This window comes from Rossellomorea oryzaecorticis, from assembly GCF_045897515.1.
Lineage (GTDB): Bacteria > Bacillota > Bacilli > Bacillales > Bacillaceae_B > Rossellomorea > Rossellomorea enclensis.
In genome coordinates, this window is sequence record NZ_JBJOSA010000004.1 from 119,454 (window position 1) to 136,062 (window position 16,609).

Below are 16,609 nucleotides of genomic sequence, written 5' to 3' on the forward strand. Positions count from 1 at the left end.
CTTCCACTCAAATAAAAAAAGCGTGATCAAAGGCTTCTCACGCATTTGTTTTATTTTTCAGGTAGAATGATTTCATCGTGTATTTACTTTCCATCTCTGAAACCCGCTGGGAATAGGCGATTCGAAGGCTGGAAGTACGAAGCATTTGATTTTCAAATGAGCTGTATGAAATGGGGATCAGGTGGGATTCCCGATTTTGAAAGGTCACGGAGGTTTGACCGTTCTCGGCAGCAGCATAACTCATTACGTGGGAATGGGATATCCACATACAATCACTCTTCACAGGAGAAACCGTCGGAAAGAAAAACATCGACATATGAGGATTTAACATGATTGGAGCCTTATATGAAATACCAATCAGCTCTTTCGTGCCGTCCTTCCTTCCCTGGTACGAAGAACCGAAGAATTCACAGCTTTTCTTCAAAATGTCCATCGGCTTAAACGGAGAAAGTATGACCTCCTCCATTTCAATGATTTCAGTAAATGTCTTGGCACCATATTCTACAGGCTTTAACATCAAAGTATGAGGATTCACTTCATATTCTTCCAAAATTCGCGATTTACCCTTCATATTTTCTCCTCCTTTTACATATTTCTCCAAAATAATACCACAAATACCAACAGGTGTCTCCATTATTTTTAAAAAATTCAGATATTATTTCATTGAGCCTGGCCCCCTCGATAAAAATTATCAGAATATTTAATATTTTAGTTGAATTTTTGTCTCTCCTTCCATATACTAATAAAAAGAATTCAGAGGTGGTCGTATTGGAAAATAAAAAGTCCTATACAGAAATGATGAAAGCTTCTGCGATGACCCGGAAACGAAATGGCGAAAAAAATGTCATGGAAATCTACGTTGATATGCTGCTTAACGAAATCGTTCTCACGTCCCAAAAGACTAAGTTGTTAGAAGACATCGATGCAGCCCTGGATCATAGAGATGAATCGTTATTTTTAAAACTCACCGAAGAATTAAAGGAAATCAATATTCGATACGGATCATAAAAGAAAGGCCGGCTCTCACGAACGAGCCGGCCTTCCTTTTTGCCTGAAGAATGACTTTGACCATAAAAGTAAAAGCTAAACGCAAAACCTTTACATGGAGCGATCGCCATGATTTTCATCAAGATACTTATCCTTTATTTAGTCACCATCGCGGCCATGAGGCTCATGGGGAAATCGACCATCGTCCAGATGACGCCCTATGATCTCGTCGCCATCATCATTGTAGGGACAATCGCTTCAGAGCCGTTAATCAGTACAGAGTTCTGGCCGACCTTCACCGCACTGGTCATATTGGTGGCCCTTCATGTCCTTTTTTCACATCTTACGTTATGGCAATGGGGAAACAAATTCTTCTTGGGTGAGCCGACACTCCTGATTAAAAACGGAGAAATTCTTGAAGACAATCTGGAAAAATCAAAGATTTCCCTAATCCAGCTTGCTTCCATCCTGAGGGCAAACGGCTATCCGAAAATCTCCGACGTGGATTATGCCATGCTGGAGCCGATCGGGGAAGTCAGCGTCATCCCCAAGGTAGAAAACACACCTGTCACGGTTCAGCACCTGAATTTAAAGATTGATGACGAAGGCCTCCCCATCTCGGTCATTGTCGATGGGAAAATCCAAAAACGCAACTTGCACCTGCTCGGGAAAAACAGGGATTGGCTGATGGCTCAATTAACTGAGGAAGGTCTCCACCCTAAAGACGTCATTTATGCGTATATGACAGAGAAGAAGAAAAATCTCGTCATCAGTAAAAGGGAAAAAGCCTAGTCAATCGACCAGGCTTTTTTACTTTATTCCTTCTCTTCTTGTTCATATTGCTCAAGCATGATTAAACGCTCCATCATCGTCGGGTGCCCGTATCTGAAAATTTTCACCAGGATCGGAGGGTTCACCTGCGAGAGGCCGACCTTGGAAAGCTTCTGAAACGAAGTAATGGCTGCCTGTTTATCATCTGTCATCTCGATTGCATACCGGTCCGCACGTGTTTCCTGATATCGGGAAATCCAGTTCGAAAACGGACTGACCGCAAACATCAGCATGCTTGTGAGCAGGAGGAATAAAGGCAGGGAGCTGAGACTCGAGACACTCGAAACCTTGATATCGTCCTTATAATTGGCCACGATCCCCCTCATCAGCTTCGAAGCCAGGAACAAACCGAAGAATGAAAGCACCAGATAAATCGCAATTCCGATATAGATATGTTTTTCTACATAGTGAGCCATTTCATGAGCCATGACAAACAGAATTTCTTTGTCTGTCAGTTGCTCCAGTGTCGTATCCCAAAGAACGATCCGGGAATTCGACCCCACCCCATTCACATAGGCATTGAGCGAATTTGTCTTTTCGGACATATCCACCTCGAACACATGATCAGCAGGGATTTCCGCTTTATCCGCCAGCGTCAGGATCTTTTGTTCAAGGGCTTTATCCTTAAGAGGATAGAAATCATTATACAAAGGATCGATCACAACCGGCTGGATGAACATCATGAAAATCGTAAACGGAACGGACAATGCCCATGCCGCCAGCCACCATCGGTTCTTAAACTTCTTCATAAGACCATACAGGACAGAAACAATGATGAACATAATCAAATAGTTCACCCAGAAATCCGTCAATTCATCCTTCATCCACATCGAAAAATTCTGTGTGGAAATATTATACGTCCTTGAAATTTTATAAGAGATGAACTGCAAAGGGAAAATGGCAATGAATGAAGCAAGCGACAACCAGAACAAGTAAACCGCCGTCTGGATGAATCGGTTTTTCGCCGTGCCCCTCGCCCATTTTTCAAACCCTCTTGATACACCTAAAATCAGGATCAGGAAATAAAACAACCACTCATAAGGAGTCGACAGGAAAAACAGCAGATTCTTGATTTTCGAAAATTCCTCACTCAGCATGATCTCCCTGGCATTCATGAATGTGGCAGGATCTGCACTGCTCCCTTTAAAGCTGTCAGGCAGCGAGGAATCCGCCAGAATAAATAAATACACATATAAAAATAATCCCAGCAGCAAATAACCAAGCACCGCCCGGAAAGCCCACTTTCTTACCAAATTACCTTCCTCCCTTCCTACCTCTCTTACTATATGTAATATCTTGTCCTTTTAAATAGAACAAGAAAAGTGGAGGCGGCTCGTTTAGAGGCGACAAGCATAAGGCAGGGCAGCCATAAAGGCGCTCTTTGTCTTTTTGGATGGCATGACTTATGTCTCGAGCCTCTAGCCGCCGGAACTGGACAACATAAAAGCGAAAGGGCTTTGGTCAGAGACGGGGGGCATAAGACGAATAGAACATGAAGGCGATTTTTGATTTTTGCCTTCTTGGCCGGTTTGGCTTATGACAAGGGCCTCTAAGCCCTGCAGCTGGACAAAAGAAAAGTGGAGGCGGCCCGTTTATAGGCGACAAGCATAATATCCAGCCGGTCCCCGGAATGTCCAAACAAAAAAGCCACGGGAACACGTGACTTTTTTCCTTACATTAAGAATACCGAATAAAGAGATAAAATGGAAATTGCACCGATGACGACCACAATCACATTCGCTCCGAGGAAAGCAAGGAGGAAGGCAGCGGCTGTCCCGACAAGGCCGAATAAAAGATTGCCCTCTTGAATCAATAAAATGCTGGGGAATATCAATGCACCCAAAACCGCAAACGGTACATTTTTCAAGACACCCTGCAAAAAAGGAGGAAGCTCTTTTCCTTTAAAAACGATAAAAGGGAGCATCCTCGGAATATAGGTGACCACTGCCATCCCGATGATCATCCAGATCACAGCATTATTCATCCCCGACTCCTCCCCCTTTCCGTTTCAATACGACAACCGCCTCCACAAGGATGGCTGAAACAATCGTTGCCAGTACAATAGACCAGCCGTTCGATAAATTCGTGGTAAATAGGAGTACACTGTTCATAGCCCCCGCGGTCAATGCCAGAAAAGTCACCTTGACGCTTTTTTTCATTGACGGGACAAGGAGGCCGACGAACATGGCATAAAGGGCGATGGTCATACTTGCCTGCAGGAACCCGGGAAGGATCTCGCCTATAAAGTATCCGATCCCTGAGTTGACCACCCAGCTGCCATACGAAATCAAAATGACACCGAAGGCGAAACCCGTCTTTACTCTTCCCTCTTTCACACTGATGACTGTGAATGTCTCATCAGTGATCCCGAATGCGTAGCCCAGTTTTTTATACAGCACATCATCATCCAGCTTCTCACTCAGCGATGCAGACATCAAGAAGTGCCGGATATTCACGATGAACGTCGTAAGGATGATTTCAAGGATTCCCGTCCCGACTGCAATCAAACTCAGCGATATGTATTGAGCGGCCCCTGCAAATACAAGCATACTCATCAAAACGGTCTCGGTGACAGTCAGGCCGGTAGTCTTTGCCAGTAACCCAAATGTAAGTGCGACAGGCATATATCCGATGGCTATGCTGACCCCGCCCTGAAGTCCCTGACGAAAATCACTTGCTTTTTTTGTAGAAAGCAGTGCCTCCATCTCTTCACTTCCTTTATAATAAAGATAATAAACTATTTTAATAATTTGATAATTTATTATATTATACATACAGACGTTATAGTATACAAGAGAGGTTTTTGATTATGGAAAATTTCCCGATTCAAATTGGTGAGAATATACGAAAGATCCGCAGGGAGCGCGGATTTAGCCTGGAGCAGATGGCAGAGGCGACCGGTGTGAGTAAAGCCATGATCGGCCAGATCGAACGCGGTGATTCGAATCCGACTGTGGCCATCCTGTGGAAAATCGCGAATGGATTAAAAGTCTCATTTTCATCACTTATAGAAAAACCCCGGCACCAGGTGTCCATCACTCATTACAAGGATGTACAGCCCGTTCTCGAAGATGATGGGAATTACATTGTTTATCCGATATTCCCTTTTGACCCTTTTAAAAAATGGGAAAGCTACCGTGTCGAGATGAAGCCGGGCTGCTCCTATAAAAATGACGGTCATCCCCCGGGTGTGGAGGAATATATCTCTGTAATCTCAGGGAAGATCGCCCTGCAGATCGCAGACGAAACCTATGAATTACAAGAAGGCAGTTCCATCCGCTTTGCCGCGGATTCGGGGCACCAATATGTAAATTCATCTGACGGACAGGCCGTCTGCCATATGGTGATTTACTATGGAAATGAATAAAAAAACTCCTGCCGTTTTAGGGCAGGAGTTTTTATGTGATCTAACAGAATGTGTCCTTAGGCTTTGGTACGGACAAACCAAACATCGGTCTGAGGAAAAGAGCCAGGAATGTACCCGCCAATGCAAGAATCCCCCAGAGGTAGCCATGAAGGCTGAATGAAGCGATGCCTCCGAAGTAAGCACCGATATTACATCCGAATGCCAGCCGCGCACCATACCCCATCAGCAGACCGCCGATGACCGATGCCGCTGCGTTTTTGCCGGTGACCTTGTTAAAACGGAACAGTCCGCCCGCTGCTGAAGCAAGGAACGCCCCAAGTATGACGCCAAAGTTCAGGATCGTTGTGGAATCTGCAAAAATGGAAGCCTGCAGAGCTTCAGCATTCGCTCCTGACCAGTATCCCCAGCTTGCCACATCCACACCGAAGACTGCCGCGGTTTTTGAACCCCACAGCGCAAAAGCGGAAGTGATTCCCCAAGGATTTCCCCTCGTCATCAGAGTCAGTGCATTCAAAACCGCAAGGACAACCGCAGCTGCCAGCATCGGCCAGGAGCCTCGCAAAATCCTTTTCCACCCTTTTGTTGACGGAAGCGGCGCCATTCTTGGCGGGTTTTTCTTTTTCTCAATTCTTAGCGTGAGCCACGCAATGAAGCCAAAGAATGCAATGGAAACAGCCCACGCCCCGAAATAACCGAGACCGGTAGAAGTTGCAAGTGAAATCGGTTCAAATGATGGCAATTCTTCTGTCCAGAATGGAAGATGAGCCGCGCCGATTGTCGCTCCAACGATGAAGAACAACAGGGTGATGAACATAACTGAGCGTCCGCCGCCGATTGCGTACAGCGTACCGGAAGCACATCCGCCGCCAAGCTGCATACCGACTCCGAACATAAAGGCACCAACAATCAAGCTCACACCGACCGGTGACACATAACCTGCTGCCTCACCGCCAAAAAAGGTATAACCGGTTGCCAAGATCGGTGCAAACAGCGTGACAGCAACAGCCAGCATGAGCATATGCGCTCTAAGCGCCTGGCCATTCCCCACTGACATCACCCTGCGGAACGCCGAAGTGAAGCCGAAACGTGCGTGAAATAATGTATATCCCAAAAGCAAACCAAGCACAAGAAGTACCGTTTGCGAAATGTCCTGCGTAAATAATAAATAGATACCGAGAATCGCCGCAACCACCGAGCCCCCGGCCACCAATGATGTCTGGGGCGGGTTCAAATCAGTGCTGCCCTTCTTGGGACCTTTTGTTTCATCTATAGGTTGAACATAGCTTCCCATGCCAAACCCTCCTTAATCTGATTGATTTAGTTGGAATTCATTTTCATATAGTAATTGATTTGGAGGTGGATGTCAAAGGAATGGTTTGGCAGTGTGGGTTTGTGTTTTTTGGTAGGGATTGGGCCGGGGTTGGGGCAGGCGGTTGGATCATTGGATTGGGACGGTTGCGGTTGCAGTTGCGGTTGGGTTCGGGATGAGGGTATGCTGGGCGGAGGATTATTAGGGGCTGAATGTTGGTTAGTGGAATTCTTTGTGGTAGATGGTGCCTTTGGTGGAGCCTGTGGTTTTTAGGTTGAGAGAGGCTAATATTTTTTCTGCTGTTTTTCGTGAGTCTATGTCAAGAAATCCCCTCAATTCTTTGTTAGTTATAAAAGGTTTTATCAATAAAAAGTAATCTTCAATTTTTTGCTCATGTGCCGTCTTTGAGTAAAACTTACAGTAATTGCAGTACCAACTTCCGAACACCCGCTCCATTTTCCCCGCACAGATCTCACAGTAAATACCTTTTAATATCTCATCCTCACTGATTTTATAATTGGTTAAAATACTCTTAAATATATTTGAATGCTTATTGAGTAGAACTCTCTTAATTTTTCTCATCTCATTTTTACTAACTTTCTCTTCTTTGTATATACTGTTCAATTTACTGACTTCGCTAAGTAGATTTTGTGAGTGAATAATCTTATCGTAAGGGGGCTTTCTATCCTGACCGTTGGCCATTCTAAGAATTGTACCGGGATTACTTATCACAACGAGGTATTCAATAGGAGGAATAGTAAGTTTGTGGTCAAGGAAGAATTGCTGAAGGAAAAGTATTAGACGCTTCACTTGCATGACAGGGTCCTGAAATCCGCTTTCAATCCCGTTGTAACTCCTAATCAGCTGATTAAAATCGGAATCGATTGTCAGAGTGCCTAGTATGTTCTTTATCTCAAGAATTAGTGTGTAGTAAGGGGTGAAAAGCAAGGAATCTATTTGGAAGTGGTCAGGGGCTAATGGGAGTTTTAAATCATTAAATACCATATATTTTTTATCTTTTAAAAAACTCAATTGATAATCTACTGCCTTTTCTCCATTATATCCGGCTTTTCTTTTCTTAAGATCTGGCTCGATGAGAGGAATCTTTGAATGGTTTTTGTTCAATCCCCTCAAAAGGGCTTCTAACTGGTCAATTTTTATTGGTTTGCCTCTTTCTTTTGCTAACAAATGATCACTCCTTTTAATTTGGTAATAACTGTTTCGGTAAAACACATAAAAAATCCTGCTTCCACCCCTGAATATTAATATATTAATATTCTTAGAACTTCATCAATTATTATTGCGCCAGTTTAAGAATTATTGCGCATCTTTTCGAATATTTGCGCCACTTTTTTAATAATTGCGCAAAAATCCAAATTATTGCGCCACTTGTCTAATTTCCTTCATCGCTCCCCACCCCCCAGTCCCTAATTTGTCAAAACCAATTCTTCAAACTAAACCCCTCACCTCCCACAAAACCTCCCCACAAAAAAGAACCCGCCCTCCCCAAGCGGGTCCTCCTCAACAAAATAAAAACCTATCTCCCCTTAAACTCCGGCTTCCGCTTCTCACTGAATGCCAGCAGTGCTTCGACGCGGTCCTCGGTCGGGATGGTGATTTCGTATGCTTTTCGTTCGATTTGCAGGCCGGTTTGGAGGTCGACGTTCATGCCGTTCTTCACGGCGAATTTTGCCTGCTGCAGGGCGACCGGTCCGTTTGAAAGCATAGGCTCAACAAAGGCATGCACTTCTTCAAGGAAGTTGTCTTTACTCACGACCTTTGTCACCATGCCGATTTCATGGGCTTCCTCCGAAGTCAGCCGTTTGGCTGTAAGGATCAGTTCAAGGGCCTTGGATTCCCCAACCAGACGCGGCAGGCGCTGGGTGCCTCCTGCTCCCGGGATGATGGCAAGGCTCGTTTCGGTGAGGCCCATGGATGTGCCTGCTGCCGCCAGTCTGAAATCGCAGGCAAGGGCAAGCTCCATCCCGCCGCCGAATGCGTAGCCGTTCATCGCAGCAATCGTCGGCTGCGGAAGTGTGGCAACTGATTGAAAGACTTCGCCGATTTTATACACATTGCGGAGCACCTGGGCTTCAGTCAATGTTTTGCGCTCCTTCAAGTCAGCCCCGACGCTGAAGGCTTTTTCGCCGCTCCCTGTGAATATCACGACACGGATGTCAGGGTTCAGGCGGAGTGAATCCACTACCTGCTGCAATTCGTTCAGCGTATCATAATTAAAGGCGTTCATTGCCTCAGGCCGGTTGATCGTGACCAGGGCAGCGTGTCCTTTTTGTTCTAAAAGAATCGATTCCAAGATGGTTCCCCCTTTGTTTGTGTATAGTTTCTCAATAAGTATCATTCGACAAATACCGTGAAAACCCTTCCAACAATTAAAAAAGATGCCCAGTGAACCCCACTGGACACCAGAAAATCAAGACTGCAGGACTTGCTCTTTCAATGCGCGTCTCAGTATTTTCCCTGTTGTATTCTTTGGCAGCTCCTCCAGGAATTCGATATGAGAAGGAAGCTTATATTTGGCCAGGTGTTTTTTACAATACTCTTTTACTGCATCCTCCGTGAGTGCTGGATCATTTTTGACCACATAACAGCTCACCGCTTCGCCCATTTCGGGGTCAGGCACGCCGATGACGGCAGCTTCAATGATTTGAGGGTGATTATAGAGCACTTCTTCCACTTCACGCGGATACACATTGTAGCCGCCGACGATAATCAATTCTTTTTTGCGGTCTACGATAAAAAAGTAGCCCTCTTCATCCATTCTTGCAAGATCCCCTGTATACAGCCAGCCGTCACGGATGGCTGCCGCTGTTTCTTCTTCCATTTTGTAATAGCCCTTCATGACATTCGGTCCCCTGACGATGAGTTCCCCTACCTGTCCGACAGGAACCTCATCTCCAAGCTCATCGACTACTTTATTCTCGATATTCATGATGGAAGTTCCGATCGAACCGGGTTTTCTTGGACGGTCAAGCGGGTTGAAACACGTGACAGGTGATGCTTCGGATAAACCGTATCCTTCTGAAATCATGACGTTGAACTTCTTTTCGAAGTTTTTCAAGAGGGCAACCGGTAAGGAGGCACCACCTGAGATACAAAGGCGCAGTGAAGATAAATCTTCCGGATTTCCTTCCGGATACTGATAGAGAAAATTGTACATCGTCGGCACGCCCGCAAACACAGTCGGCTGAAATTCTTTTGACAAGGTAAAAATCTCCTTCGGACTGAAGCGCGGGACGATCAAGAGCGTCGCACCGGTTAGCAATGGCGCATTCAGTACGACGGTCAGGCAGAAAACATGGAACATCGGAAGCGCGGTGATGACCCTGTCCTCTTCGTTCATCTTTAAGTAGCTGCCGACATCATGTGCGTTCGAGTAAATATTCTTATGGGTCAGCATCGCTCCTTTCGGTTTTCCGGTGGTCCCTGATGTGTAAAGGATGATGGCGACTTCTTCTTCATCGATTTCCGGACCGCTGAAGTTCACCTCCCCTTTCGTCAAAACCCCTGTAAACGATTTCAATTTTGGGTTTGCCTCAGCGAGTTTTTCTACATTTACCCCTTTTGCCCGCTCGTCACCTGATTCACAAAGAATGAAATGCTGCACATCAGGCAGTAAGTGGTGCATCTTTTCAATCAACGGAAGAAGCAGGTCCAGTGTAACAATTGCCTTTACATCCCCGTTCCGCAGGATGTAGCCGATTTCGTCTGGTGTATAAATCGGATTCACCGGGATGACCTTCAATCCAAGGCGCATTGCCCCGTATAATCCAATGATGAAATGCGGTGAATTTCCCAGAACGAGTGCGATATGATCCCCTTTTTTCAATCCAAGCTGTTCTAATCCACTGGCAAATTTAGAGACGGCACCATTCAACTCTCCATATGTACTCGATTGATCCAGGAAATGATAGGCTGTCTTACCTGCTTTTTCAGAAGCGATTTGCTCCAGCCGCTTTGAAATATTCATTGAAATCCCTCCCCTTTGTAAAATGAATGAATGGTCATTCATCTAACTATTAAAAGTATTCAAAATATATTTTATATAAAGAATAGTATTAATACAAGTCCCCCGCTTCAGAAAAACGTTTGATAGAATAAGAGAAAGACTGCCCTTATCGAGGGCAGTCTTTCTTTTTATCGTAATCATTTTGATCCGGCAAAAATGGCGTTTGAGATCAGTCTGAACAGATAATCCGTGTGATCCCGGAAGGTGGGTTCCAATCCAATGAACAAGATATTCCCGTCCTTCACCATGACCGGTTTCCCCTGTGCCTGTCCCCTATCTTTCCAGTGACCGGCCATAAAGAAATCTTCACTATTTTTATAGCTTGATAATACTTCCTTGTTTTCGGTATTGAAGTACCAGGCCGGCTGGTAGACAAATCCGATATCCGCGGCGTCATAACCGGCTGTATAAGGGGAATCACCGTGTGCCACCTGGACGATTCCGTTGCTGTTTGAGCCGCCCGTTTTCACTTCTACGTCACTCAGGCCGAGTTTGACCGATGCCTGGGAAGCACCAGCACCGATGGCCAGATAGTTTCCGCCTTCTTCAATAAAGCTTTTCACGTTTGCCTTAAACGCTTCATATTGAGCGGAGTCCTGCAGTCCGAACTCCTTATTTGCCGTACTGTTTTCATAAGAAATCAAGTTTGATCTTCCATTATAGATGAATACATCACTTTCTCCCAATCCTTCTTCGGCTACCTGTACTGGAGTTTTCTCAACAACTTGGAACCCCAGGCGCTCCAACGCCAATTTTGTTCCGGAATGAGATTGAGCTTTATTGATTCCGCCATCTTTTAGTATTGTCACTTTTTGGGAGGATAGTTGTTTTGCCTCCTCAGGGATGGATTCAGTAGTAATGGTTACAGCTGAATCTTTTACAAGGGTTTGAAGTTCAGACTTAGCTGAACTGTTGGCATAAAATGTACCATCACTCCCCCTGTACAGGGTGTGGCCTTCATTTATCAGCTGATTTGCCAAAAAGACAGATTCCACTGAAGTATTCGGGATGGCATAAGGCCCGTCACCAATCACTTCTCCTTTCGAATCAAGCATCCGCACTTCATTGGATTTGACATTCAGATGGTCTTCGCTGCTTACCTCAACGGCTTCGAATCCCCATAATTCCGGAAGGTTCCATGCGGAAATGTCATACATGCTCGGCGTGTCTTCCGTTATGTCTTCACCATCCCAAAGCATCGTATTGGCAAGCCCCGCTTTTGCCTGATCCAAAGGTACAATATAGGTGCCTTTCGGATACGTCACTCCCTCATAAGTAAATTCTTTTTTAGCTTCTTCCACGGTAATATCATTATCTTGAAGGTGTGCGACAGCTTTTTGAGTGGCAGTCTGATCTTGGTCGTCACGCGGTATAATATACGCTGACGGGAAATGGCTTTCTGTATGGAATGGATGATCGAATTGAACGCCGCGTTTGAACACTTCAATTTGATCTTTCACCATTTCCGTTTTGTTTTCACTGGCAAAATTCAACGCTCCCATTACAGCATCATAGGTCCACTTGACACCATCCCAGTCATTCGTCGGTGCTTCAAGCGTATAGCCGTATGCCCCGTGATACATTGCATACATCGGTGTAAAGATCGGCGGATAATCGTCCCATCCTGCTGAATCATCACGCTGCGGGATATATGTACCCTCCATATTTTGATAATCCACCTTGGACGTTTCTGTATTCGTATTTTCATAATCAGCCTTATTGCTTACAATGCTTGCTTCCATTGCCTCGGCTTGACTCATGGCCCACTTGGAATACAAATCGTATTCATAGTTTGGGTTATGAGGAGGAGTGCATGGTTCAATGAGTCCAGGTTTTGAAGGACCGCCGTACCCCTTCACATATCCATGAAGATCAAGAAACACCATCGGATTCCATTCAGTGATCAAATCTACCATATGTTCAGTTTCAGGCTGCGATTGAGTGATGAAGTCACGATTGAGATCGATTCCGTTGCCATTGAATCGGGTTGCACCAATACGCCCATCCGGGTTCGCTGTAACGTTAAAAATTAATATGTGGTCTTCTAAAATGGTTTTTGTCTGTTCGTCATTGTCGGTTGCAAATCGTTCTATTAATTGAAGAACGGCGTCCGTTCCAACAAATTCGGTACCGTGTATCGAACCATTTATCATGACCGGTACTTTTAAATCAGGGTGCTTTTCAATGAAATCCTGGGCTTTCTCGGGAGATTTGATCATCTTTTTGCGGAGACCCTTATAATATCCAAACTTTCCTTTTGCAGAAGGATCGGACACTGTCACGACATACATGTCCTGTCCGAGGGCAGACTTCTTATCACTCTTCTCAACGGAAATCCGGCTGCTTTCTTTAGCAAGGGCATTCAGTTTCCCTTCTATTTGTGAGTACTTCACAAAATCATAGTGCTCACTATTGAATAAGCTCTTCTCCTTTTCCTCTAATTGAGTGTTTTGGGAAACCAATTGAGGAGAATCGGCCAATACGTTGAGAGGGGTGGAAGCAAGCAGTGTGAAACTGGCAATTCCTGCAAGTAACTTGTTTTTCATGTATGTACCTCCAAATTATGTAATACTATAATGATAGAATAATAATTCATAATGGTACATAAATATTTAGTTCTAAATTCATACTGGTAGAATACTACCAAATACTGCATCTGAGCGGGACGGCAGGTCGTACAAAAATCCTGCACATAAGAAAACACTCCCAAAATACGGGAGTGCTCCTTTATATGCATCAATACACCAAATCAACAAATTCTTCTTTTGTAATCTTGCCAAAATAATGCTGTATCTCTATACCTTCCAATGCCTGTGCAATCTCTTTTCTTTCATAGCGGGTGCCGGTGAGCTTCTCCTCTACGTCCTCTACATTGCCGACGCCGAAGAAGTCTCCGTATATCTTGCAGTTTTCAATGACCCCTTTATTCACTTCCAATCGAACATCGATCCCGCCGACCGGGAATCTGTGCGAGTGCTGGAGATTGAATTTCGGGGATTTCCCGTAATTCCAGTCCCAGTTCTGATAACGCTCTTTGGATAGCTCGTTAATGTTTTTCCAGTCCTCTTCAGTCAGAACATATTCTTCAACGTCGCTTCCATCAAAAATATAGTCCAGAAGTGTGGATCGGAATTCCTCGATCGTCATTTTTTCAGAGAGGAATTCAGATATGTTTGCGACGCGGCTGCGGATGGATTTGATTCCCTTTGATTCAATCTTGTCCTTCTTCACTTTAAGGGCTGAAACGACATTTTCCATTTCAGAATCGAACAATAATGTACCGTGGCTGAACATGCGTCCTTTTGTGGAGAACTGAGCATTACCCGAGATTTTTCTTCCTTCTGCCATCAAGTCATTACGCCCGCTAAGTTCAGCATTGACACCAAGCTTGTTCAGGGCTTTGACGACGGGTTCAGTGAATTTCTTGAAGTTATGAAAACTTTCGCCGTCGTCCTTTGTGATGAAACTGAAGTTCAGGTTTCCCAGGTCGTGGTAAACCGCCCCGCCCCCTGAAAGACGCCTTACGACGTGAAGGCCTTCTTTTTCAACATATTCTGTATTGATTTCTTCTATTGTATTTTGATTCTTTCCGATAATGATGGATGGTTCATTGATATAGAACAGTAAATAACTTTCGTTGATGTCCAGATTCTTCAATGCATATTCTTCGATTGCCAGGTTGATCCTTGGATCTGTGATCCCTTTATTATCAATAAATAACATCGTGTTCCTCCTAAATGATGATTTCCATTCCCTGTCTTGCAAGCTCCGTTTCTCCTTTAAAGAAAGTGTTTGCTTCAGAAACCAGCTGGTCAAGATTGCCAAAATGAGGGAGATGGGTGAGTATCAGTTTCTTTGCTCCCGTTCCTTCCGCAAGCCTCCCAGCATCCAGGCTTGTCATATGCCCGGCTCCCGATGCATCCATGTCCCCATAGAAATTGCATTCACAAAGCAGCAGGTCTGCATCTTTCCCAAACGGCACAAAAGATTCTTTGTAGGCTGAATCCGCTGTGTAAAATATGGATTTCCCATCGGCTTCAATCCTCATTCCGTAACACGGAACCGGATGCTTTGTCTTTACAAAAGTAACCGAAAATGGACCGATTGTTAATTTGGACTGCTCGTTGTAAGCATGAGCTTTCATTAAGTCCTTATATGTAAGCGATTTGAAACCATGTGTATCTTCGTTATGGGCATAAACCGGCAGAGTCCCTTTTGAGTTTCCTAAGAAATACTGTATTAATAAAGCATGCTGCAGCACCCCGACGTCAGCAATATGATCTGGATGGTAATGGGAAATTAGTACGGCGTCCAATTCAGTGGGATCACTATATTTTTGTAATTGGGAGAGGACCCCGCTCCCGCAATCCACTAATAATTTAAAGCCATTGTGTTCCAGCAGATAACCTGTACTGGCTTCGCCTGCCTTAGGGTATCCACCCCAATGACCGATGATGGTCAGCTTCATATTGAACCTCCCCGTGAAAATGTATGATTACAACCTTACTATACTTCATTCTGCCTATTTTTTCATTTTTTGAGCCTAATTTTGAATAAATCGTTGACGAACTCCATACTGTTATAATACAATAAAATAAATTAACACACCAGTTATATAACACGAACAAATGACGGGTGAAATTAAAATTACGGAGGGTGATGAACATGGTAAAAAATATTATGGAATTCTTTCGAAATTTGCCGCCTAAGTCTTGTGCACAATGTGGGGAAGTCATTGAAGAGCAGCATGAATGCTACGGTATCTATTGCGAAAAATGTACGACTGATCATGAATATTAATGGGTTCATTAAGGGGTAATAAAAAGGATGCTCTCTATTTAAACTGAGAGCATCCTTTTTTATATTATTCGACTTCCACTGTCTGCATCGTGTGTTCGTGGATTTCTTCCCCTTTGGTGACATGCACCTGGACGTTATATGAACCTTTCTCCGGGAAGGCGTATGTTACACTGTATTCACCAGGTTCGCCGGGTGTCATATCCACCCATTCGTGCTTTTCCTGGCCTTCTTTGTAGATTTCCAGCCGCAGCTCGGCGCCTTCAAGTGCTTCACCTTCATTTTCCACGTGAACCTTCCAATCGGCTTTTTCTTCCGCTTTTACAGTATCAGGCTTCTTCAGATGAATGGAGACTGTACTTTCATGATGTCCTTGATGGTCATTTCCGTCGTCTCCCCCGTGATCCTGATCCTCTCCTTCTGTATTGCCGACTGCAATTTCAGCTTTGGGCATCGTATGCATGTCCCGTGCTGTCACATGGACCTGTACGGTGTATATCCCGTCTTTATCAAAAGTCTTTTCTGCTGTATACACGCCGTCTTTCTCATGTTTTGCCTCGATCATTTCACTTTCGTCTTTGTGGCCGTTTTTCCATATTTCATATTTCACTTCATCTGCATCATCAACGTTTTCGTCACCTTGAGTAACTTTTGTGGACAGCGCCACGGCTTGTCCTTTACCACTCTTTTCTGGTACATCAAGCTTTGCTTCGATCGGTTCCATGTTGTTGTCTTTTTCAGCTGGCTCATCACCGTTTGAATTTCCGCAAGCCGAGATAAATAGTGCAATTATGCCCATTGTTAAAAATAACAGAGTCTTTTTCATTACCATTCTCCTTCAATCTCCTGATTACTAACCATTATGAACTTCTCACCACATAGTATACACCCTCTCACCCTATAATGGTTTGTCCAATTTATGAATGAAAACAATCTCGGGACAAAACTTAAAAACTATTCCTTTAAAGACGAAAAACTTGGGGTAGAGACAAATCACCGCTATTGATTTCCGTGCAAGACTTCTCTTTCCGCGGGTAGCCCGTGAGCCTCCTCGAAGCTGCGCTCCTGCGGGGTCTCACATGTCCAGCTGCAGGGCTTAGAGGCACATGTCATAAGTCAAACCGGCCAAGAAGGCAAAGAACGCCTTCGTGGCCGATTCGTCTTATGCCACACGCCTCTCTTCAAAGCCCTTCCGCTTTTCTTATAAGCTACTCTTCCCGCAGGAGTCTTCATCTTGCACTCCAATCAACCGCTGGAAAAAGCTAAAACTTATTATCAGTACCATATAATA

Annotated in this window: 16 protein-coding genes; 4 read left to right on the forward strand and 12 right to left on the reverse strand. The window is 44.5% G+C overall.

From position 1 onward, the window contains the following. Positions 1–37 precede the first annotated feature (37 nt). Complete coding sequence (locus ACKA06_RS06630) at positions 38–571, reverse strand: competence protein ComK (protein ID WP_411159314.1); 534 nt, start codon at positions 569–571, stop codon at positions 38–40. 197 nt (positions 572–768) lie between these two features. On the opposite strand from ACKA06_RS06630, the gene ACKA06_RS06635 reads away from it, so the two are divergent. Together ACKA06_RS06635 and ACKA06_RS06640 are read left to right on the forward strand one after the other, a co-directional pair. Then, the gene (locus ACKA06_RS06635) at positions 769–1,008 is read left to right on the forward strand and encodes an IDEAL domain-containing protein (RefSeq protein ID WP_411159315.1); all 240 of its coding nucleotides are present in this window, start codon (positions 769–771) and stop codon (positions 1,006–1,008) included. Between the two features lie 108 nt (positions 1,009–1,116). Continuing rightward, positions 1,117–1,779: a DUF421 domain-containing protein gene (locus ACKA06_RS06640; protein ID WP_058298204.1), complete on the forward strand. Its 663-nt coding sequence runs from the start codon at positions 1,117–1,119 to the stop codon at positions 1,777–1,779. Between the two features lie 23 nt (positions 1,780–1,802). On the opposite strand, the gene ACKA06_RS06645 is transcribed toward ACKA06_RS06640, so the two are convergent. The 3 genes from ACKA06_RS06645 to ACKA06_RS06655 all read right to left on the reverse strand — a co-directional run bounded on the left by ACKA06_RS06645 (position 1,803) and on the right by ACKA06_RS06655 (position 4,523). Continuing rightward, positions 1,803–3,071 carry a M48 family metallopeptidase gene (locus ACKA06_RS06645; protein WP_198258306.1) on the reverse strand — a complete coding sequence of 423 codons (1,269 nt, stop codon included), beginning with the start codon at positions 3,069–3,071 and terminating at the stop codon, positions 1,803–1,805. A 419-nt stretch (positions 3,072–3,490) separates the two neighbouring features. Next, positions 3,491–3,802, reverse strand: a complete 312-nt coding sequence (locus ACKA06_RS06650) for an AzlD domain-containing protein (protein WP_032089243.1) — start codon at positions 3,800–3,802, stop codon at positions 3,491–3,493. Next, positions 3,795–4,523 carry an AzlC family ABC transporter permease gene (locus ACKA06_RS06655; RefSeq protein WP_197670642.1) on the reverse strand — a complete coding sequence of 243 codons (729 nt, stop codon included), beginning with the start codon at positions 4,521–4,523 and terminating at the stop codon, positions 3,795–3,797. The genes ACKA06_RS06650 and ACKA06_RS06655 overlap by 8 nt, the downstream gene beginning before the upstream one ends. 104 nt (positions 4,524–4,627) lie before the next feature. Between ACKA06_RS06655 and ACKA06_RS06660 the strand changes: the two genes are divergently transcribed. Continuing rightward, positions 4,628–5,185, forward strand: coding sequence for a helix-turn-helix domain-containing protein (locus ACKA06_RS06660; RefSeq protein ID WP_032089245.1), 558 nt, complete (start codon positions 4,628–4,630; stop codon positions 5,183–5,185). A gap of 40 nt (positions 5,186–5,225) precedes the next feature. Here ACKA06_RS06660 and ACKA06_RS06665 read toward each other — a convergent pair whose 3' ends face one another. The 7 genes from ACKA06_RS06665 to ACKA06_RS06695 all read right to left on the reverse strand — a co-directional run bounded on the left by ACKA06_RS06665 (position 5,226) and on the right by ACKA06_RS06695 (position 14,989). Further along, positions 5,226–6,476, reverse strand: coding sequence for a YeeE/YedE family protein (locus tag ACKA06_RS06665; RefSeq protein ID WP_032089246.1), 1,251 nt, complete (start codon positions 6,474–6,476; stop codon positions 5,226–5,228). A 237-nt stretch (positions 6,477–6,713) separates the two neighbouring features. Next, positions 6,714–7,682 carry a nuclease-related domain-containing protein gene (locus ACKA06_RS06670; RefSeq protein WP_411159316.1) on the reverse strand — a complete coding sequence of 323 codons (969 nt, stop codon included), beginning with the start codon at positions 7,680–7,682 and terminating at the stop codon, positions 6,714–6,716. A gap of 349 nt (positions 7,683–8,031) precedes the next feature. Continuing rightward, a complete protein-coding gene (locus ACKA06_RS06675) occupies positions 8,032–8,808 on the reverse strand; it encodes an enoyl-CoA hydratase-related protein (protein WP_411159317.1) in 777 nt (258 codons plus the stop codon). Between the two features lie 117 nt (positions 8,809–8,925). Further along, positions 8,926–10,482 carry a fatty acid--CoA ligase family protein gene (locus tag ACKA06_RS06680; RefSeq protein WP_411159318.1) on the reverse strand — a complete coding sequence of 519 codons (1,557 nt, stop codon included), beginning with the start codon at positions 10,480–10,482 and terminating at the stop codon, positions 8,926–8,928. 176 nt (positions 10,483–10,658) lie between these two features. Continuing rightward, positions 10,659–13,067: a M14 family zinc carboxypeptidase gene (locus ACKA06_RS06685; protein ID WP_411159319.1), complete on the reverse strand. Its 2,409-nt coding sequence runs from the start codon at positions 13,065–13,067 to the stop codon at positions 10,659–10,661. A 190-nt stretch (positions 13,068–13,257) separates the two neighbouring features. Next, positions 13,258–14,244 carry a lipoate--protein ligase gene (locus ACKA06_RS06690; RefSeq protein ID WP_032089251.1) on the reverse strand — a complete coding sequence of 329 codons (987 nt, stop codon included), beginning with the start codon at positions 14,242–14,244 and terminating at the stop codon, positions 13,258–13,260. Between the two features lie 10 nt (positions 14,245–14,254). After that, positions 14,255–14,989 carry an MBL fold metallo-hydrolase gene (locus ACKA06_RS06695; RefSeq protein ID WP_411159320.1) on the reverse strand — a complete coding sequence of 245 codons (735 nt, stop codon included), beginning with the start codon at positions 14,987–14,989 and terminating at the stop codon, positions 14,255–14,257. A gap of 197 nt (positions 14,990–15,186) precedes the next feature. On the opposite strand from ACKA06_RS06695, the gene yhfH reads away from it, so the two are divergent. After that, on the forward strand, positions 15,187–15,321 hold the full coding sequence (gene yhfH, locus ACKA06_RS06700; protein ID WP_071616743.1) for a protein YhfH: 135 nt from the start codon (positions 15,187–15,189) through the stop codon (positions 15,319–15,321). 64 nt (positions 15,322–15,385) lie between these two features. Here the strand turns inward: yhfH and ACKA06_RS06705 are convergent, their stop codons facing one another. After that, entirely contained in the window at positions 15,386–16,144 is a 759-nt protein-coding gene (locus ACKA06_RS06705; RefSeq protein ID WP_197670634.1) for a FixH family protein, read from the reverse strand. Between the last annotated feature and the right edge of the window lie 465 nt (positions 16,145–16,609).